Source organism: Natronorubrum halalkaliphilum (assembly GCF_009834785.1).
GTDB classification, from domain to species: domain Archaea; phylum Halobacteriota; class Halobacteria; order Halobacteriales; family Natrialbaceae; genus Natronorubrum; species Natronorubrum halalkaliphilum.
The window spans coordinates 97,119-116,569 of sequence record NZ_WUYX01000029.1 but is presented as its reverse complement, the minus strand read 5'-3'; the positions used below and the strand labels follow the sequence as shown (position 1 = coordinate 116,569).

At 64.2% G+C, this 19,451-nt stretch carries 19 protein-coding genes; 9 read left to right on the top strand and 10 right to left on the bottom strand.

Features of this window, described 5'->3' with window-relative positions; all coding sequences use genetic code 11:
- Positions 1–10 precede the first annotated feature (10 nt).
- Complete coding sequence (locus GS429_RS09855) at positions 11–667, bottom strand: helix-turn-helix domain-containing protein (RefSeq protein ID WP_160065066.1); 657 nt, start codon at positions 665–667, stop codon at positions 11–13.
- 289 nt (positions 668–956) lie between these two features.
- Entirely contained in the window at positions 957–2,108 is a 1,152-nt protein-coding gene (gene aroC / locus GS429_RS09850; RefSeq protein ID WP_160065064.1) for a chorismate synthase, read from the bottom strand.
- 117 nt (positions 2,109–2,225) lie between these two features.
- On the opposite strand from aroC, the gene GS429_RS09845 reads away from it, so the two are divergent.
- A complete protein-coding gene (locus tag GS429_RS09845; protein WP_160065062.1) occupies positions 2,226–2,705 on the top strand; it encodes a hypothetical protein in 480 nt (159 codons plus the stop codon).
- 209 nt (positions 2,706–2,914) lie between these two features.
- On the opposite strand, the gene GS429_RS09840 is transcribed toward GS429_RS09845, so the two are convergent.
- The 4 genes from GS429_RS09840 to GS429_RS09825 form a co-directional block, all read right to left on the bottom strand.
- Complete coding sequence (locus GS429_RS09840) at positions 2,915–4,234, bottom strand: alkaline phosphatase family protein (RefSeq protein WP_160065060.1); 1,320 nt, start codon at positions 4,232–4,234, stop codon at positions 2,915–2,917.
- A 228-nt stretch (positions 4,235–4,462) separates the two neighbouring features.
- On the bottom strand, positions 4,463–5,605 hold the full coding sequence (locus GS429_RS09835; RefSeq protein WP_160065058.1) for a thiolase family protein: 1,143 nt from the start codon (positions 5,603–5,605) through the stop codon (positions 4,463–4,465).
- Positions 5,606–5,709: 104 nt separating this feature from the next.
- Positions 5,710–7,008: a 3-phosphoshikimate 1-carboxyvinyltransferase gene (gene aroA, locus GS429_RS09830; RefSeq protein WP_160065056.1), complete on the bottom strand. Its 1,299-nt coding sequence runs from the start codon at positions 7,006–7,008 to the stop codon at positions 5,710–5,712.
- Positions 7,009–7,102: 94 nt separating this feature from the next.
- Positions 7,103–8,239, bottom strand: coding sequence for a LolA family protein (locus tag GS429_RS09825; RefSeq protein ID WP_160065054.1), 1,137 nt, complete (start codon positions 8,237–8,239; stop codon positions 7,103–7,105).
- Between the two features lie 179 nt (positions 8,240–8,418).
- Here GS429_RS09825 and GS429_RS09820 point away from each other — a divergent pair, with 179 nt between their 5' ends.
- A complete protein-coding gene (locus tag GS429_RS09820; protein ID WP_160065052.1) occupies positions 8,419–9,606 on the top strand; it encodes a M24 family metallopeptidase in 1,188 nt (395 codons plus the stop codon).
- Positions 9,607–9,623: 17 nt separating this feature from the next.
- On the opposite strand, the gene GS429_RS09815 is transcribed toward GS429_RS09820, so the two are convergent.
- The 3 genes from GS429_RS09815 to GS429_RS09805 form a co-directional block, all read right to left on the bottom strand.
- Positions 9,624–10,667, bottom strand: coding sequence for an NAD(P)/FAD-dependent oxidoreductase (locus tag GS429_RS09815; protein WP_160065050.1), 1,044 nt, complete (start codon positions 10,665–10,667; stop codon positions 9,624–9,626).
- Positions 10,668–10,752: 85 nt separating this feature from the next.
- Complete coding sequence (locus GS429_RS09810; protein WP_160065048.1) at positions 10,753–11,484, bottom strand: GNAT family N-acetyltransferase; 732 nt, start codon at positions 11,482–11,484, stop codon at positions 10,753–10,755.
- 114 nt (positions 11,485–11,598) lie between these two features.
- Positions 11,599–11,955 (bottom strand): nuclear transport factor 2 family protein, encoded by a 357-nt coding sequence (locus GS429_RS09805; protein WP_160065046.1) that lies wholly within the window; start codon positions 11,953–11,955, stop codon positions 11,599–11,601.
- Positions 11,956–12,230: 275 nt separating this feature from the next.
- On the opposite strand from GS429_RS09805, the gene GS429_RS09800 reads away from it, so the two are divergent.
- The 6 genes from GS429_RS09800 to GS429_RS09775 all read left to right on the top strand — a co-directional run bounded on the left by GS429_RS09800 (position 12,231) and on the right by GS429_RS09775 (position 16,950).
- On the top strand, positions 12,231–13,022 hold the full coding sequence (locus GS429_RS09800; RefSeq protein WP_160065044.1) for a prephenate dehydrogenase/arogenate dehydrogenase family protein: 792 nt from the start codon (positions 12,231–12,233) through the stop codon (positions 13,020–13,022).
- Positions 13,019–14,641, top strand: a complete 1,623-nt coding sequence (locus GS429_RS09795; RefSeq protein WP_160065042.1) for a small ribosomal subunit Rsm22 family protein — start codon at positions 13,019–13,021, stop codon at positions 14,639–14,641. The genes GS429_RS09800 and GS429_RS09795 overlap by 4 nt, the downstream gene beginning before the upstream one ends.
- A gap of 136 nt (positions 14,642–14,777) precedes the next feature.
- On the top strand, positions 14,778–15,584 hold the full coding sequence (gene surE, locus GS429_RS09790; RefSeq protein ID WP_160065040.1) for a 5'/3'-nucleotidase SurE: 807 nt from the start codon (positions 14,778–14,780) through the stop codon (positions 15,582–15,584).
- A gap of 72 nt (positions 15,585–15,656) precedes the next feature.
- Positions 15,657–15,887, top strand: a complete 231-nt coding sequence (locus tag GS429_RS09785; protein WP_160065038.1) for an Rdx family protein — start codon at positions 15,657–15,659, stop codon at positions 15,885–15,887.
- A 201-nt stretch (positions 15,888–16,088) separates the two neighbouring features.
- Positions 16,089–16,475 carry a helix-turn-helix transcriptional regulator gene (locus tag GS429_RS09780; protein ID WP_160065036.1) on the top strand — a complete coding sequence of 129 codons (387 nt, stop codon included), beginning with the start codon at positions 16,089–16,091 and terminating at the stop codon, positions 16,473–16,475.
- A gap of 328 nt (positions 16,476–16,803) precedes the next feature.
- Positions 16,804–16,950, top strand: coding sequence for a DUF1328 domain-containing protein (locus GS429_RS09775; RefSeq protein ID WP_160065034.1), 147 nt, complete (start codon positions 16,804–16,806; stop codon positions 16,948–16,950).
- A 223-nt stretch (positions 16,951–17,173) separates the two neighbouring features.
- On the opposite strand, the gene GS429_RS22475 is transcribed toward GS429_RS09775, so the two are convergent.
- Positions 17,174–17,806, bottom strand: coding sequence for a HalOD1 output domain-containing protein (locus tag GS429_RS22475; RefSeq protein ID WP_328821328.1), 633 nt, complete (start codon positions 17,804–17,806; stop codon positions 17,174–17,176).
- Positions 17,807–18,763: 957 nt separating this feature from the next.
- Here GS429_RS22475 and GS429_RS09765 point away from each other — a divergent pair.
- A complete protein-coding gene (locus GS429_RS09765; protein WP_160065032.1) occupies positions 18,764–19,156 on the top strand; it encodes a hypothetical protein in 393 nt (130 codons plus the stop codon).
- Positions 19,157–19,451: the final 295 nt, after the last annotated feature.

Sequence of the window (19,451 nt, the reverse complement as noted above, 5' to 3'; positions counted from 1 at the left end):
TAAGTGGCCACTAATTCGATTTCCTCGTTTCGGGAAGGGTACTCCCGAGGATGTGTTTCACCCCGCGGCGGAGTCGAGACGCGATCGCCTGCTGGGTAATACCGAGTTCGTACCCGAGTTCTTCCATCGTCACCGCACGCGGAGACTCGAAGTACCCGCGCTGGTAGGCGAGTACCAACGCTTCTTGTTGTGTGTCAGTGAGTGCCGCCTCGGTTTCGGTCTTGACCGGCGTCAGTGCGTGCAGTTCCGTCAGCGTGACCGGGATGTTCAATTCTCGACATCGAGAGTGAAAGGTTGCAACATCGTTTCGAGTGTCCCCGCGCACGTCGAACGTCCACTGCTGGTTCGAACCGCTCGCCGTGATGAGCGGGACGTCCGTCTCGGTCAGCACACTCAGCACGTCGTCGTATTCGAGTGACCACTCGACACGAAGGAGATACTCATCCTCGACGGAATCGACGAGTTGGATCTGCTTCACGCCCGGATGGTCAGAAAACGCCACCTCAATGTCCGCAACTTCCGTCCCTCGAACCCAGAAATAAGGAATCACCACGTCACGCGACGGGATCAGTCGCTCGAGTTCGACCGTCACGTCCGGCAGTTGTGCGAACACGGTGCCGAGAGGGAACTGATCGGCTGGAACGGTAAAGGTAGCCTCAGTAGCCATTACTCGGACGATGTTTCGCTGGCCGTAAAAACCTCCCAGAGAGCAGTGTGGCGGGGACGAACGACTTCGCCGATCCGCTCTTGATAGCACTCGACTTGCTGTAGTAACAACTTGAACTGTTCACACACCGATCCCACGACAGCTGTGCGATCGGGTGTGAACCGACTTCTAGCGGCTCCTATAACTACGTAGCTGATACTGAACGCGAGTAACAAACACTGCCTACAAAACACTGCCTTCACTACTGCCGTAGTACCTACCACTGGTACACGAATCCGTCGCGATTCGACTACTCGTTGTTCGGGTTGCTCGGATGGTAATCCGTGTCGTACTTGCCCGGTTGATCGTCGACCCGGTCGGGGTTGAGCCGACCCGAGAGCAGCATGAAATCGACGAGCGTCAGGGCGAGCATCGCCTCGACGACGGGGACGCCACGCGGCGGAAGCACGGGGTCGTGGCGACCGATGACCTGTTCTTCTTTCAGTTCGCCCGTCTCCCAGTCGGCCGTCTGCTGGCTCTTCGGGATCGACGTCGGCGCGTGAAGGGTGACTTCGCCGTAGATCGGTTCGCCGCTCGAGATGCCGCCCTGGATGCCGCCGTGGTCGTTCTCGACGGGCGTCGGTGTGCCGTCGTCGTCGAACTCCCAGTCGTCGTTTCGGTCTTTGCCGGTCCACTCGGCGGCCTCGGTACCCAGTCCGAACTCGAAGGCTGTCGTCGCCGGCACGGCCATCATCGCCTGGCCGAGGCGTGCGGAGAGGGAGTCAAAGCGCGGCGCGCCGAGGCCAACGGGCACACCCTGTGCCTCGAAGTAAATCGAGCCGCCGATGGAGTCGCCTTCCTCCTGATAGTCTTCGATCAGGTCCTGCATCTCCGCGGCCGTCTCGGGGTGAGCACAGCGGACGTCGTTCTCCTCGCTGTGCTCGAGCATCTCCTCGAAGCTCACTTCGGGCGCTTCGACGTCGCCGATCTGGTTTACGTGGGCCTTGAGTTCGATTCCCTCCCGTTCGAGGAGCTTCTTCGCGATCGCGCCCGCGGCAACCCAGTTGACGGTCTCTCGGGCCGAGGAGCGGCCGCCGCCGCCCCAGTTCCGGGTGCCGAACTTCGCGGAGTAGGTAAAGTCGCCGTGGCTGGGTCGGGGAGCGGTGATGAAGGGCTCGTACTTGCCCGATCTGGCGTCCTTGTTCTGGATAACCATCCCGATCGGCGTCCCGGTCGTATAGCCGTCCTGAATGCCGGACTTGATCGAGACGGCGTCGGGTTCCCCGCGGCTGGTCGTGATCATCGACTGGCCCGGCTTGCGCCGATCCAGATCCGCCTGAATATCTTCGGCCGACAGCTCGAGGCCGGCGGGACAGCCCGAGACGGTACAGCCCATCGCCTCGCCGTGGCTCTCGCCGAACGTGGTCACCTGAAAGAGGCGACCGAAACGGTTGCCGTTCATTACCCGCCCCTCGGAGGCGGGGACACTTAGCGGTGCATGATTCGAGAAGCCCGATCGTCTCGCCGTCAACAGCCACCCCAAGCGTCTTTGTGGCAATCGGTGTACGACCGACCGTACATGCATCGCCGTTCGCTGCTCGCCGGCGTCGGCTGCTCGAGTCTCGCGGTCGCGGGCTGTCTCCCGGTCGCGGAGTCGGCGGTCGGGCAAGAAGAGCCCGCTCCGGAGCCGCCGTCGAATCCGGACGAGCCGATCGCTCGAGCGGTCCTCGGGTCGCCGTCGACGGACGTCCCGCCACACCGCGTCCGACTCTGGAATCGGACCGACGAGCGACGCACCGTTGCCCTCGAGATCGAGTCGGAATCGGGCGTCGTCTCCTTCGACGGAAGCTACGAGCTCGACGCCGACGCCCATATCGTCGTCCTGTTACACGGCCGGGATCGCTACAGCGTGACGGTCAGCGGCGACGAGATAACCGAAGCGGCGACCGAACTCGAGCGGTCGTCGTTCGACGACGCCTGTCCGGGCACGGAGCTGTTCGTCCTCGAGGACGGCCAGTTCGAGGTCACTACCGACGAAGATGCCGACCACTGCGACTGATACGGATTGCTGTAACTATGTACCGCCGATCACCAGGGACGGGATCGGTGATCGGCGGTCATTGACTACAGTAAACCGTATGAGGGGATACTGACCACGACCACCTGCAACTCGCGTACGGCACCGACTCAGACGGACTGTTACCCGTCAGTGCCGGCGCGACCCCAGGACTGCTCGCGGTCACCGGTACACAGTTACAGCAGCCCGTATCACTCCAGCACCGGCTCGAGATCGCTCGCCGCGAACGGCACCAGCATCTCGTCGGGATGGAGGCCGCCGTGGACCCCTACCAACTCGAGGTGGGCCCGGTCGCTGCCGTACCAGACCGAGCGCTCGCGGTGACAGACTACGAGATCGCCGAGTCGCCGCTGGAAGGTCTCGCTCGGCCGGCAGTCGCCGAACAGGTCGCGCTCGAGAACCTCCTCTCGGGTGAAGATACGCGCGTCGAGCGTCTCGTCCAACATCGTTCGAACCCGCTCGCGGCCCCGATCCGAATCCCGCAGGTGGAGGTGGAGATTCCGCGGGCTTCCCGCGTACCGGACCGGTTCGCCGTCGGCGTGGTGCTCGAGATACCCCATGATCTCGTCGCAGGTCTCGAGGTCGATGTTGCGCTCGGGATCGGTGTCGACGTGGCCGTGGTCGGCGGTCAGCACGACGAGCGTTTCGGCGTCTCGATCGGCGCTTCCACCGGCGCTAGCGCCGCTGCCGTTCGACTCGAGTCCCGAGAGCGCGCGCTCGAGCGCGTCGAAGGTGTTGTCGACGGTTTCGCGGTACTCCTCGCTTTCGGTCCCGAACGCGTGGGCCGCGCTATCGATCTGCGGAAGGTACGCGAACAGATACGCCGGTGTCTCGGCGGCCGTAAACGCCGCCTCGAGCGCGGAGTCGAAACCCTCGATCTCGGGCTTTCGCCCCAGTTCGTGATGGTCACGGTCCCCGTCTCGATTCCAGTCGTACGTGTGGGCGACCGCGCCGTCGTACGTCTCCTCGAACGGAACGACGTGATGGCAGTCGACCCCCGCGTTCGCGAGGTCGGGGTAGATCGGCTCACCCTCGAAAACGTCGTGCAGTTCGTGATCGACGGACTCGTTTCCGGCCTTGACCTCGACCGTGAACGCCTCGTAGGAGGCGTCGTCCGCCGGATCGTAGATGTCCCAGCCGAGGACGCCGTGAGCCGCGGGCAACCGACCAGTGTGGAAGGTCGTCATGGCCGCCGCCGTTTCGGAGGGGTACGTCGAGGTCAGCGGCGAAACGATTCCCTCGGCTTCGACGCGCTCGAGGAGCGGATGGTCGTGGCGTTTCCAGAAGGCGGTCCCGAACCCGTCGACCACGACGACGAGCACCCGATCGTACTCGTCGCCGACGCCTGTGAGGACGTCGTCGGGCAGCGACCGTCCGGCGTTGCGGTCCGCGCCGAGCACCGACCCGACCGTCGCCGGGACGTTAGCGAAACAGTAGCCGTCGTAATCGGGGAAGCAGTAGTCCCCCTCGGACAGGCGCTCGCGCAGACGGCGCTCGAGGTCGGTGCGCATGGCACGGGTTTCGACCTCGAAGCAAAAAGTACCCCAGGTGATGTGAACGCGGAACACACACGACGTCTCGGGGACCAAGCGGACCGGAATGGCGGGCTACCGGCCTCGAGAGACTCACTCGGCCAGTTCGAACTCGATCGCCGCGCCCTGTCGCGACCACCGTTTGTCTCGCTCATCACGTCGTTCTTCGCTCGCAAAATCTGGACCAAAAAGCCGAGGCCGATCGTCTTAGGACAGTTTGAACTCGATCGCCGCTCCTTGTCCGAAGCCGACGCACTCCGTCGCGATTCCGCGCTCGACGCCGCGGCGGTTCATCTCGTGGACGAGCGTCACGGGCAGGCGCGCGCCGGAACAGCCAAGCGGGTGGCCGATGGCGATCGCGCCGCCGTTGACGTTCAACCGGTCGTCCGGAATCCCGAGTTCGCGCTGTGAGTACAGCGTCTGGCTCGCGAAGGCCTCGTTGATCTCGACGAGACCGTAGTCGTCGATTTCGCGACCGGCGCGTTCGAGCAGTCCTTTCGTGGCGGGCACCGGGCCGACGCCCATCACCGTGGGATCGACGCCGGCAACGTAGCTGGTGCCGACTTCCGCGAGGACCTCGAGGTCGTTCCGGGAGGCGAAGTCACGACTGGTCAAAAGGACGCCGGCCGCGCCGTCGGCGATCTGGGAGGCGTTGCCCGGCGTGACGGTGCCGTCTTCTTTGAACACGGTCGGGAGTTCGGCGAGTTTCTCGGGGGTCGTGCCGGGCCGGAGCCCCTCGTCTTCGTCGTGGACGCCGTCTTCCGTCTCGAGCGGGACGATTTCGTCGTCGAACCGCCCCGCCTCTGTCGCCTCGACCGCGCGCTGCTGGCTGCGGGCGCCGTACTCGTCCTGTTCCTCCCGGCTCACGCCGTACTTCTCGGCGACCTTTTCGGCGGTCATCCCCATCGAGAGGTTCTCCATGCCGTACTCCTCGTCGAGTTGGGGATACATCTTGCCGCTGCTGGCGGCTCCCATCTTCACCCGGCTCATGCTCTCGACGCCGCCGGCGAAGACGGCTTGCTGGCGTCCCGCGGCGATCGAGTCCGCGGCGCTGATGATCGCCTGGGCCGAGGAGGCACACTGGCGATCGATCGTCGTCGCGGGGACCGACTCGCCGAGATCCGAAAAGAGCGCGATCTGCCGGGCGATGTTCGACCGCTGTTCCTCGCGCTGCTGGGCACAGCCCCACATCAGATCGTCGATTTCGTCGCCGGAGAGCCCCGTCTCCGCGAGCATCTCGTTGACCAGCGGAATCGACAGGTCTTCGCTTCGAAACGACGCGAGCGCGCCGTCTTCCTTTCCTTGCGCCGTTCGCACCGCGCTAACGAGTACCGGCGTGGTGTCTGTCATGGTCCATCACTGTCTTTGCGAGCACATATATCTACGTACATCGGTAACATCAGCGAGTTCGGTACGTCGATCGTAAACCCCACCTACCGCCCCCGTTACCGACGTTATTCCCGGCGCTCGAGCGCGACGCCTAACTCCTCGAGCATGCCGAAGAACCCGGGGAAGGAAACGTCGACGTGATCGGCCCCCTCGACGGTCGTCTCGCCGTCGGCGACGAGTCCGGCGAGCGCGAGCGACATGATGATTCGGTGGTCGTCGCGACCGCGAACGGTCGCCCCCTCGAGTCGGGACTCGCTCCCGTGGACGGTCAGCGAGTCCTGTTCTTCGCTCGTTTCGACGCCCATCTTGCCCAGTTCCTCGGCCATCGCGCTCACGCGGTCGGTCTCCTTGTACCGGACGTGCTCGGCATTCGTAATGTGCGTGTCGCCGTCGGCGACGGCACCGAGCGTCGCGATGGTCGGAAGCAGGTCGGGCGTATCGGCCACGGAAACCTCGATGCCCGAGAGCGAGGCGCTCGAGACCTCGATGACGCCCGCCTCGCGGTCCCACTCGACGTCGGCACCCATCCGGTCGACGATGTCGACGATAGCGGTGTCGCCCTGGGCGCTGGGATTGGCTCCCTCGATGCGGACGCCGTCCGCTTCGGCGCCGGCGATCGAACCCGCCGCGAGCGGGTACGAGATCGACGAGAAGTCGCCGGGAACCGCGTAGGTCCCGCCGACGGGATCGTAGGTCTGGCCGCCATCGACCGCGAACCCGTCGTCGGTGTGGCGGGCATCGACGCCGAACTCCTCGAGCACCTCGAGGGTCACGTCGACGTAGGGCGCGGACTTGAGTTCGGTCTCCAGTTCGATGTCGATCCCCTCGTCGGTGACGGCCCCGGCCAGCAACAAGGCGGTGATGTACTGCGAGGAGACGTCGCCCGGGATCGAGACCCCGCCGCCCGAAATCGGCCCGGTAACGACCAGCGGAGCCTGCCCGTTGCCCCGCGTGCTGTACGCGTCGCCGTCGAGGTCGGCGATCGCCTCGAGCAACGGCCCCTGCGGCCTCGAACGCAGGGACTCGTCGCCGGTGAGCACCGAGGTGCCGTCGGCGAGGGCGGCCGCAGCCGTGACGAGTCGCATCGTCGTGCCGCTGTTCTCGCAGTCGATGACGTCCGCCGGGACCTCCGGCCGACCGTCGAAGCCCTCGATCTCGAGCGTACCGTCTTCGTGGCGCTCGACGTCGCCGCCGAAAAGATCCACCGCGCGAGCGGTCGCCCGCGTGTCGGCGCTCCAGAGCGCGTCGCGAACGGTCGTTCGGTCCGAATACCCCGCCGCGAGGATCGCTCGGTGGGTGTAGCTCTTCGAGGGCGGTGCCCGCGCCGTCCCTCGAACGCTCGAGGGGGTGATGGTGACGTTCATGGTCGCTCTGTCGGGTGGCCGCGCCTTACCGATACCGATCCCCGCAGTACTGGTACTGGAATCGGACCGCCACTCTCCGTGGGAGAGGAACGGCTCACGGACAGCCGATCGAAGCCACCACGTCCCGGAGCGGGTCGCCGTCGGTCAGACTCGAGACCTCGTAGTTCAGGTCGTCACAGGCCCAGAACACGCTCTGGATCCGTCCGTCCCGACGGTAGGCTACCAGCCCGTCGATCTCGATTTCCTCGAGCGCGGACGGTCTGAATCGCTGAACCTCTCGAACAGCGACGAAGAGTTCCCGCGCGACGACGGCCGGGTCGTCGTACCAGAGCGTCGCGGTCGTACCGAATCGCTCGGCAGATTCGACGACGGTGACTCGGTCGAGCACGAACGAATCCGGCACGTCTGGCTCGGGCAACTCGTACGGAACGGCGTCCGCGGCGGCCGCTCGCGAGTCGAAGATGCCGTCGGGTTCGGGTCCGTCGGTGACGACGGATGCTTCCACCGGCGGCTCGTAGGTGAACGTCCCCGACTCGAGCCCCTCGTCGATCGAGAGCGCCTCGTAGCTGACGGTCAGGCTGTACCGCGTCTCGTCGCCGTCGCTGACCTCGTTTCGTTCCTTGACCGGGTACCGGTACTCGTCGTCGATCCAGATCGTACGGGAGACCTCCAGGTCCTCGAACGCCGCCGTTGACAGCGGAACGACGTAGGTCGTCCCTCCGACGACGAGATCGATCCGCCGATCGGAATCGTCGATCGGCGGTCGCGCCTCGATGACGTGTGCGTCTCGCCCGTCGACCGTCGCGGTCCCCTCATACCCCAGCCGGTACTCCTCGCGGAGGCGCTCGAGGACGCGCAAGGTTCGGTCGTCGTCGACCTTGTTCCCGTGGTGGCGCATGTCGACGACTTCCGCTGCCGGGTTGTACTCCCAGGTCGTTTCCCGATTCGTGACGGTTACCGAGCCGCTCGGGACGGTCGGATCGGTCGAGTCCAAAACCTCGATACGCTGCTTGGCGGGCGGTTCGCTCGCGATGCGTTCCGTTCGCTCGACGGAGCCGTCCGGGGTTTCGACCGTCATCGTTCGACGAGCCGAGAGCTGGCTCATGTGTCGCCGGGTCTCGATCGCATCCTGGACGAGGTCGTCGCTCGAGGGACCGTCGTCGGCCGCGAGGCCGACACAGCCAGCCAGCGCGACGCCCGCCCCGGTAGCCAGGATCCGTCGGCGGTTCATACGCGCCAGATTATTGCCTTAATTGATAAGTTTGTGGGTCCGAATCCATCCGGGTGGCCGGAGAGAACGCGAGCGACGCCGAAGGGATCGGCGGTGGACGGGCCGATGGTTGATCGAAGGCACGGACGCGACGGAGCGAACTCGCCGGGATTATGTAGTCGCTCGCCACACACCACCGTATGAACGAAGCGGTCGACCTCTCCTCGCTCCGCGAGCACCTCGACACCGACGGCCACGACGGCTATCTGATCGACGACGACGCCTCGGACTCCGACCAGCGGTACGTCTCCGGCTTTACCGCGCCGGATCCCTACCAGACGCTCGTCACCCGGGAGGGAATCCACCTGCTCGTCTCGGGACTCGAGTACGGCCGTGCGAGCAAAGAGGCAAGCGCCGATTCGGTGACCCGCCGATCGACCTACGACTACCAGCAACTCGTCGCCGAGCACGGCTCCTACGAGGCCAAAAGTCGCATGCTCGCGGCGTTTCTCGACGATCACGACGTCGACTCGCTGGCCGTCCCGCGAAACTTCCCGACGGGGACCGCGGACGGGTTGCGAGACCAAGGGGTCTCCGTGACGGTCGAATCCGAGGGGATCATCGAGGAGATCCGTGCGACGAAAACCGACTGGGAGATCGACCAGATACGGGCGAGCCAGCGCGCCAACGAGGCCGCGCTGGCGACCGCCGAGGAACTGATCGCGACGGCCGAGATCGAAGACGGCGTTCTCGTCCGCGACGGCGAACCGCTCACCAGCGAGCGCGTCAAAGAGGAGATCGAAGTCACGCTCCTCCGACACGGCTGTTCGCTGGACGACACCATCGTCGCCTGCGGGGCCGACGGCGCGGATCCCCACGACCGCGGCAGCGGCCCGCTCGCGGCCGACGAACTGATCGTGATCGACATCTTCCCGCGTGACAAGGAGACGGGCTACTTCGCGGACATGACGCGGACGTTCGCCCGCGGCGACCCCGGCGAGGAAGCCAGACGGCGGTACGACGTGACCCGCGAGGCCTACGAGGCCGCGCTCGAGGCCGTCGAGGCCGGCGTCACCGGAGCCGACGTACACGACGTCGCCTGCGATATCATCGAGGAGGCGGGCTACGAGACGCTCCGGAGCGATCCGAGCGCCGGAACCGGCTTCATCCACAGCACGGGCCACGGCGTCGGACTGGATATCCACGAACAGCCGAGCGTCTCGCCGGCCGGCGGCGAACTCGAGGCCGGCCACGTGATCTCGATCGAACCTGGAATTTACGATCCCGACGTCGGCGGCGTTCGGATCGAGGATCTGGTCGTCGTTACCGAGGACGGCTACGAGAATCTAACCGATTATCGCGTGGGACTCGAGCCAAAAGGCGAGTAAATCGACTCCAATACCCGCTACCGGTCTGCTATCACGCGTTCGCCGACTTCGAGTCCGTTCCGTAACGCGGCGTGGACTCGCCCCTCGCCGGCGACCCAGTCGCCCAGACAGTACAGCCCCGCGGATTCTGCGCGCCGGAGTGCGTCGGTCTCGACACCGTCGTCGGGAAGCGCGTAGCGCCACCCCTGGTGGTCCGTCCAGTCGGGATCGGTCAGTCGGTCGTCCTCGAGCAGGTCGGCGATCATCGACGCAAGTTCGTCGAGGTTCTGCTCCAGATCGCTCTCAAAGCGCTCGACCGACCACTCGTGGTTGGCCTGGACGATCAACAGCGACTCGCCGTCGGGGACGTGGCCCGGTTTGCACTCCTCGCGAGAGAGCCACCCGATCTCGTGGTCCTTGTCCGTGTTAACCAGCGCGTAGTAGGGGAGGTCGAGTTCGAAGGGGTAGTGAAAGACGCCGGCCCAGATCGTTCGATAGGGAACGGCGTCGATGGCGTCGACGAGGGCGTCCCGAACGTCGCGGTCCCACTCGGCGGACCGCAGGAGGTCGGCCGTCTGCGGCGCGGGTGGGTTCAGCAGGAGGACGTCGAAGGGACCCCACTGGTTGCTATCGGCGTCCGTGAGCCGCCACGTCTCCGCGGCGGGTTCCCGGCGGATCGTCTCGACTCGCGTCTCGCGGTGAACCGTCGCGTCGGTTCGCGAAAAGAGCCGCTTTGCGATTCCGGTCAGTCCCTCGCGGTAGGTCCATTTGTGCTCGTCCGCGTCTCGACCCCCCGAAACGGTGCCTGCGCTGTCGAACGTCCAGACCGGTTCGGTGACGTCGACCAGGCCGTCGGTCTCGAGGGTCTCCGTGAGCAGTTCGACCACCCGCTCGTCGGCCGATTTGACGTAGTTCGCGCCGTAATCGTAAACCGCGCCGTCCCGGCGTCGCGTGGCCGCACGGCCACAGAGCCCGCCGGACTTCTCGAGGACCGTCACCTTCGCCTCCTCGACCGTTTCCTCGATCGTATACGCCGCGGCGGCCGCGGCGACACCCGCGCCGACGATTCCGATCCGTGTCATAGTCGATACTCGGCTCGAGTCCTCAAGTATCCCGGCACCGGGCGTGTGGCGTGTCGGCGCCGAACCGCGATCGACGACCGAGACGCTACAGCTCGCGCGCCATCATCACTTCGTCGACGTGTTCGCCGTCGATTTCGTAGTGATCTCGGCGGATCGCCTCGGTGTCCCAGCCGTGGTGGGTCAGGAACTCGAGCGCGCGGTCGTTGACGATCGGAACGCTGTTGTACACCTTCCGGTAGCCGTTGGCTTCGGCCCACTCGATTCCGCGCTGGAGCAGTTTACTCCCGATACCGTGGCCTCGGACGGCCTCGCGGACGCCGACCGTCTGCTGGGCGGTGCCCTGCATCCGTTCGACCTGCGGGAGGTCCAGGTGGGTCCAGCCGACGACCTCCCCGTCGACCGTCGCGACGAAGAACATCCGCGATTTCACGGTGTTGTGTCTGGTCACGGCGTTTTCGTAGAGCAGTTCCTCGGCGATGCTCTCCGCGACGACGTACGTCTCCGCTGATGTAACGTCCCGAATCGTCTCGATGAGCCCGTCGAAGTCCGACTGTCGGCCCGGTCGAATGACGAACTCGAGGTCCTCGGTGTCGTACTCCACCACCGCGCCGAATTCGAGGCCGATCCGCAAGGTCCCGCCCTCCTCTTTCAGATACCCGTCGGCTTTCAGTTCATCGAGGTGGGACCGAAACTCCTCGGAGGAGAGCGACACGACGTCCAGTAGCTTGTGTCGCTTGACGGTCCCGTTGCGTTCGACGTACTCGTAGAGGCGCCTGTTGGCGTCGGACGTAAACGTCGGCCGCTCAGTCGCTCCCATAGGACCCGTACGGAAACGGATGACTTAGAGCTTGGGAAGTGATGTCACACACCACGGTGTTGCGAGTGACGCCAATGCGTCTTGTTGCTCCATCCAGTGGCCTCGAGCGGCGTCTCAGACCTCGTCGCGGTCCGTAAACGAGTAGCGGCGCGCGATAGCCTCGTCGCTGAACTCGTGGAAGTCGGCGAAATCGAACGCGACGGACTCGCCGCCCTGTCGGCCCGAAAAGGACCCGCGAACCGCGACGGTGTCACCGTCGACGACGAGGTCGTGAACGTCGTGGTTGCCCTCCGTCAAGGGTCGCTCCTCGAGATAGAACGTGCGGAGTTCGTCTCGACCCTCGATCGTCGCCTGGCCCGGACGCTCGTACCGAACGTCTTCGGTAAAGAGCGCCACGAGATCGTCGTACCGCTCGGCGTCGACGAAGTCGTAGTACTGTTCGACGACCGCCTGCGGGTCAAATTCGCCCATAGACGGCGTACGCGACCGATCGCCAATACGGTTGGTGTCTCGGACGCACCCTCCGTCGATCGCGGTAGTTCCTATTGACTCCGTGGACTGCGAACGGGACCCGGGCCCACCGGACCACGGGACCGACAGTCCGTCTCGGCGACCCCGTCTCTCGAACTGCACGCGACACGGATGGCGACGCAATTCTCGCCAACGGCCGGATTTCGGGCCCGGGAACGCGCTCGGGAACCGATCGATCGAACGGCTTTTGCAACGCCAGGGGGTAGATGTCGTCGATGGACGTACTGATCGTCGGTGCCGGCGCGATCGGGACGTGGTTCGGGCGCGCCGTCGACGCCACGGTCGCGTTCGCCGACGTCGATGCGGACGCCGCGGCGACGGCGGCCGACACGGTCGGGGCCGACGCCGACGTCACGGATCTCGAGGGGACAGACAGCTACGACGTCGTCTGTCTCGCAGTGCCGATGACCCACGTCGTCGACGCGATTGCGGACCACGCCGACCGAGCCGAGCGGGCGATCGTCGACCTTTCGGGCGTAATGGACCCGCCGCTCGAGGCGATGGCGACGCACGCGCCGACGCTCGAGCGAGCGAGCTTACACCCGCTCTTTGCGCCTGAACGGGCACCGGGTTCGATCGCAGTCGTCCGCGACGAGTCGGGGCCGGTCCTCGACGCGCTGCTCGAGTCGCTTACAGCCCGCGGGAACACCCTCGTCGAGACGACGGCGACCGAACACGACGGGGCGATGGAGACGGTGCAGGCGGCGACCCACGCGGCCGTGCTTTCGTTCGCCCTCGCCGCGGATTCGGTTCCCGACGGATTCGAAACGCCGATCTACGAGGAGTTGCGGTCGCTCACCGAACAGGTGACCGAGGGCACGCCGCGCGTCTACGCCGACATTCAGCAGACGTTCGAGGGTGCCGACGCCGTCGCCGACGCCGCCGCGCGGATCGCCGACGCCGATAGCGATGCCCTCGAGTCGCTGTACCGGGAGGCGGCGCAACAGTGGCAGCGAGACGATTGCGCCGATGCCGACCGATCCACGAACGGAGGGACAACCCAATGAGCAACCAACGCGAAGCCGTCCGATCGAACGCGAAGTATCTCCGGAACGTCAGACCGATCGACCCCGAGGAAATCTGTGACTACATCGACGGCACCCCGCACCCGGCGGTCGTCCGACAGCACCTTCGCGAGGACGCCGCCGACCTCGCGCTGATCGAACGGGACGACGGCACGTTCGTTCCCGTCGAGGACGAGCCCGTCCGGCCGCGTCAGGGCCCAGTCCGGCAGTTCCCCACGGCGTACGAACGCCGCCTCGACGATCTGCTGGTCGACCGCTACGGCGTCGGCTGGCACGAGGACGCGACCGGCGACCTCTTGCGATCGACCATCCGCCGATTCAAATCCCGCTATCTCGAGCGCCGGCCGGTCGAGTACGACGACGACGTCGCGGCGGGATACGCGATCTACCACCTTCCGGGCTACTACGCCGCCGTACAGTACGCACTGGACGACCTCGCCGAACGCGGCCTGCTGGGTCGCAACCTGCGCGTGCTCGATATCGGTGCCGGCGTCGGCGGCCCCGCGCTGGGGCTCTGTGACTACCTTCCCGACGACGCGCTGGTCGACTACCACGGCATCGAACCCAGCGCGGCCGCCGATATTCTCGAGGAACTGCTCGTTGAGACGGACCGGAACGTTCACACAACGATTCACCGGACGACCGCGGAGGCGTTCGATCCCGCTGCTATCGGCGAGACAGACGCTGACAACGACAGCGACGGCTTCGACCCAACTGCACCCGCCGACGGCTTCGACCTGATCCTCGCCGCCAACGTCGCGAGCGAACTCGAGGACCCGACCGCCGTCCTGTGGTCGGCACTCGAGTTGCTCGCACCCGACGGGGCGCTGCTCGCGATGGCACCGGCGGACAAGAACACGAGCATTCAGTTACGCGCGGTCGAGCGAGAACTCGAGGACGAACGGCTGTGGACGCCGGCGGAGTTGGGGAAGGATGAAGCTGCAGACGGCGAGGACGGCGTCGACGACCGGAACAGTGGAGACGACGTTGCCGACGAGAACGACAACTACGACCGCACCGGTCGGGTGACCGTCTACGGCCCCACCGTCCGCCTCTGGTCGGGCGACCGGCCCGCGGATCGCGGCTGGTCGTTCGACGCCAGACCCGACCTCGAGGTGCCCGCGTTCCAGCGGAAACTCGACGAGGCGACGCCGGACGCCGACGAGGAACACGCCTCCGGCGAGTTCGTCAACGTCGACGTCCAGTTTTCCTACTCGCTGTTGCGACTCGACGGCAGCCGGCGGCTCGAACTCGACCTCGAGACCAGCGACTGGGCGAAGATGGCCGAGATGGGCCACCACGTTCCCAACCGGATCGACGTCGTCGGGGCGAAACTCAGCCGGTCGCTGAGCGGCGACGACGAGTGGGACGGCCGCTCGGGCGGATCGAGTTCGAACCCGCTGTTCAAGATCAGCGACGGCAGCGAACAGGTCGACCACTACGCCGTCCTCACGAACGAGACTGCGCTCAACCGACCGCTGCTCGAGGCCGACTACGGAGAGGTCTGTTCGTTCGAGCAGGCCCTCGCCCTCTGGAACGACGACGAGGAGGCGTACAATCTGGTCGTCGACGAGGAAACGATCGTCGACCGAATCGGCTGATACTGTCTGCTGTACCGATGTACCGGTCAATCGCAGGACGGTCGCGATTGCCCCGGTAATGGCTTCCAGTAGACAGTATGAGACGGGAATTCGGCAAAGCGGTGGGCTTTTCGCGCCGGGCTTCGACGCGGTTGATATGAGCGATCCCCTCGAGATCCTGTTAACGAACGACGACGGGATCGACAGCACCGGGCTTCGGGCGCTGTACGATGTTCTTTCCGAGCAGGGAAACGTAACCGTCGTCGCCCCCGCGACCGATCAGAGCGCCTGCGGCCGCTCGATGTCCCACGAGGTCGACGTCGAAGAACGCGATCTGGGGTACGCCGTCTACGGAACGCCCTCGGACTGCGTCGTCGCCGGACTGGCGGAACTCGGTCCGGATCCCGACATCGTCGTCGCGGGCTGTAACAAGGGGGCGAATCTGGGCGAGTACGTCCTCGGTCGCTCGGGGACGATCAGCGCCGCCGTCGAGGCCGCCTTCTTCGACGTTCCCGCCATCGCGACCTCCATGTACGTTCCCGCCGGCGAGACGCCGCTGAGTCAGATCGATCTCGGTGCCGAGGAGTACGCGGAAGCCACCCGCGTCACGTCCTACCTGATCGAGCACGCGCTCGGCGCTGGTGTCTTCGAACACGCCGCATACCTCAACGTCAACGTCCCCCTTCCGGACGGCGAGCCCGCACCGATCGAGATTACCAGGCCCTCGAAACGGTACGAGATGGACGCCGAGCGCAACGGAACGCGCGTCCACCTGAAAGATCGCGTCTGGGAACGGATGGACCCCGACACCCTTCCCGACCCCGAGGGAACCGACCGCCGGGCCGTCGTCGAGGGACGAATCAGCGTCTCCCCGCTGACCGCACCACACTCGACGAACCACCACGAGACGCTCACCGCGCTCGCGGAGTCCTATCTCGAAACCGTCACAGCGAACGATAGTTAACGATATCCGACACGAAGGGGAGAATGCGCTCGCTACCGAACTGATTTGTATCAGGATGATGAACCACGGAGTATGGCGAGTGTCGAAATCGAGTACTGTGTTCCGTGCGGGTTCCTCCGTCGCGCCGAGGACCTTCAGCACGCGCTTCTGTCGACGTTTGGCGAGCAACTCGAGGCAGTCACGCTTGCCACCGGTGACGACGGTGTCTTTGTCGTTCGTGTCGACGGCGACGTGATCTTCGAGAAGAGTGAGGAAACGTACAATATCGATAACATCGTTCGACGGGTTCGTACATATCTGTGATCGCTCATCCCACTAACCGGGCGTGTCGAACCGGTGATGTGATAACCGACTTGCAGGCCGCAAGGCCGATGCTATCGATCGTGAAGAGTGTACGATAGACATACCGTAACCAGCAGCTACAGGAATAGATAACAGATGAAACGGAAAATCAAGGTAACTGCGCGTTCAACTAGCGATAGTTTCAACAACGGGTGATCAATGATGGTATTCAACACGCTCTGGACCCGCCTTTCGTCGCTCTGGTCGACCAGTTCGGCGGAGGAGACGACGGAGGAAGCGTCTACGACGGCGGAACCGGACGACAACGACGACGAAACGCTGAGCTACGCCGAAGAGATCGAGTACGGCGTCAACGAACAGGACTTGCCCGACGAGGACAAGATCCTCAGGCTTCTGGTCAAACGCGGCGGCCGGGTCGATCGGTCGACCGTCCGCCAGGAGACCGGATGGTCGGACGACCACCTCGAGGAGGTCATCTCCGGGATGGAAGACGAGGGGCAGGTCAGCGCGATTACGGTCGGTCGAAAACGCGTCGTCTGTCGGCGCGGGTTCGAACCCAAAGGGTACCGTTCGCACCTGAACGAGTGACAGGCTGTAGTCGATGGCCCGCGACTGCGGTGTTATCACGCCCGTATCGGGACCTAACTGAGAATCTGTAGTCCGCATCGACGTACTGTTTTCGCCGTTCGTATTACTCCGGCTGAGTGGAGACGTCCCGCGACGCGCCGTGGTTACTCGAGTCCCGCGCTCACGTTAGCGCGTCGTCTGCCGTCTTCCCCGCGGCGTGGTCTCGCAGTAGGTTCCGCCCACCGAACGGCTCGCGGATCGACGTGCGTTCTTGTGACAATCACCCATATCGGAGAATATGGCGTATTCAGGCCTAATTCACTTGCAGCGGACTACCCTTCATACAGGTATGTTAGAACTCGCACTGCTGTTCTTCGTGATCGCGATCATCGCCGGTGCGCTCGGCGCGACTGGTGTCGCTGGCATGACCATGTCAATCGCGAAGTGGCTCGTCCTCCTGTTCCTGGTCCTCGCGGTGGTCTCGATGCTGCTGTAGCGAGCGGTCGGGACGGCGTATCGGGTCCTCGAGCGATACCGTATCGCTCGAGTGAAGTTCCTCGTCGTCGAGCTATTACCGCACAATCAGTTCGGTTCCGGTAGCGGCCGTTGTCGCCCCTTCGGCGACCGCCGTCGGCCCAGCAATGTAGATACGGGTCCGGCGAGCGTGCCGGTCGAGTACAACGCTCACGACGAGACGACGAGACTCGTGGCTCGCGACGTCAGCGGTACGGACACGTCGACGAAGACTCACGCAGCGTGAGATCGGTCCGGCAGAGGACGCCATCGACGAACAACCGTCCGTCGCTCGCGAGCGTCACCTCGTGGTCGGCGACCTCGAACGTGAACTCCCAGGAACCGTTCTGCTGGTCGGCCAACTCCGTGAGGATCTCCGGGTTGATGTACTCGTAAAGCGTGTACTCGACCTCGTCGAGATCGAGTCGATCGGCTTCGGCCAGTGCCTCGACCACAGTGACGATAATGACGTCCGTGTCTCGGTGTGAAGACATCGTTACGTTCGGCCTCGAGTGAGCGTTATCCATAGCTGAGTTGCCGTCGTGAGAGGGCTGCGTGTTCGATCTCCGCTGGCGCGTTCCGCGGTGTTCGGTGACCGCGTAGAGACAGGTTGCGACCGACCGCCGGGCACCGTCGACCGCGATCGGCCCCCTTCGCTCGACGGCAGCGGCGGCGTCTGCACCGATAGCTGCGGTCGCCACCCCCGCGGGACCGCTCGTCGGTAGTCGTCCGACCGCCGGCGCGTTTCCCGGCCGGTGCGTGCATCGATTCGCGTCTCCGTCGTGGCGCGGTTCGACACGCTGGTCGGGCCACCTTTCGACGGCCCACCCGCGTCCCACCCCGAAACTGATCGCTCAGCGTCACAGATAACCCCTCGAGAGGACCAATAATAAATAGGTTGTCACTAAATCCGAACGGAATGGATCGTGTACTCGAGTACGGCGTTCCTGACCGGTCCTCGAGGGCCGCAATTCAGTAGTTTGCCGATGGTATTCCCCTACAGTGATAGATTATCGTCGGTTTCGAGAGACGACTCGAGAATATCATAGAACGAGGCTGAATCAGTGCTAATCTATCTCACTGTGAACGGGCTGGTACTGGACTCGAGCGCCACCTGTGGAACGGACGCGAGACGGCGGTCGCTACTCGAGATGGCATCACAGCTACGTTCGGGAACTGTCGATTACCCGAGAGTACGACCGTCTCCGCTGTCAGGTTTTTCCAAGTGGAAAGCTTTTTTGTACTGTTTCACTAGGTGATAACTCGGGGATGGCGTATAAGGACGATGTAACGAGGGTTTTGGCAACGTGTGAAGAGTGTGGGTCCGTGTATGCGGCGCGGCAGTGGCCGGACGGGACAGTTCGGATCATCGGACAGGAGGGCTGTTCCTGCGGTGCGAACGCGTTCGAGGTTGTCGACGACTCCACAGAGGACTCGGTGGCCGGATCCGGAGCGGAGTGAGAACTCGAGGAAAGTCCGGGCCACTACGGATGATCACGTACTCCGCCGATCCGAGCGGCAACGGTTGGGTGGAGACGGTACCAACAGCAGTCGGTCACCACCCGACTGACGCTATCCGACACTATCGTAGTCGTCAATCGTATCACCGACGATAGTAGCCGCTGGAAGTCGGTGTGTGAACAGTTCCAGTTGTTCATATACTACTATCCCGATCACGGACGAAGTAGCGAGGCTCTTAGGGCCACAGGTTCAACACTCGATCACACATACATGCGTATCACTATGGCACCCGACACCGCTGTCACCATCGACACCACGAGCACGAGGTGGATGCGATGATCCTCGACGATTCGGACACCCCTGCAGCCGAGTACGAAGCGCTGGCCGACGCCCTCAAGGATCTGCGGGACGAAATAGCCGCGGAACCGATCAAGGAATCGCGACTCGAGGGACTGTTCGACGAGGCGACCACGAGCGACCCTCAGATCTGGAACACCGTGACCGCGTTCATCGACCTCGAGGATGGCCGAGCGGTCGTCACGGAAGAGTCGAAACTCGCCCGCGGCAAGTGGGCTCCCGAGATCGTCGACGACTGCGATGCGATGGTGACCGTCGACATCGAGTATGGCCAGATGCCAGACGAGTTCAAGTACTCCGTTTTGAAGAAACTCGACGGGAAGATCGAGCAGGCTCAAGAACGGGCAGACGCGACTCGAGCGAACGAGTAAGCGGTACATGTTTTCAGGGCAGTGGTCGAACGCGATCGAGTTTGCGGAGCGAACACTGTTACCAACCGACGTTCGGCTATCCCTCGTAACTGAGACTCTTCCTGTGAACACCCCTCTAAATCGAAGCCGAGTGAGTCCCGTGGTGAGTATCCGATGACACGACGCGATAGCCGGTCCGACAGGAATCGATTCGCAACCATCGCAGTCGGCGCAGCTGAAACCGAAACACGTCCTCACGGAGATAAATTCTGAGAAATACAGCGTTCCTACTCGAAGTTTAGAAACCCTCGGTAGA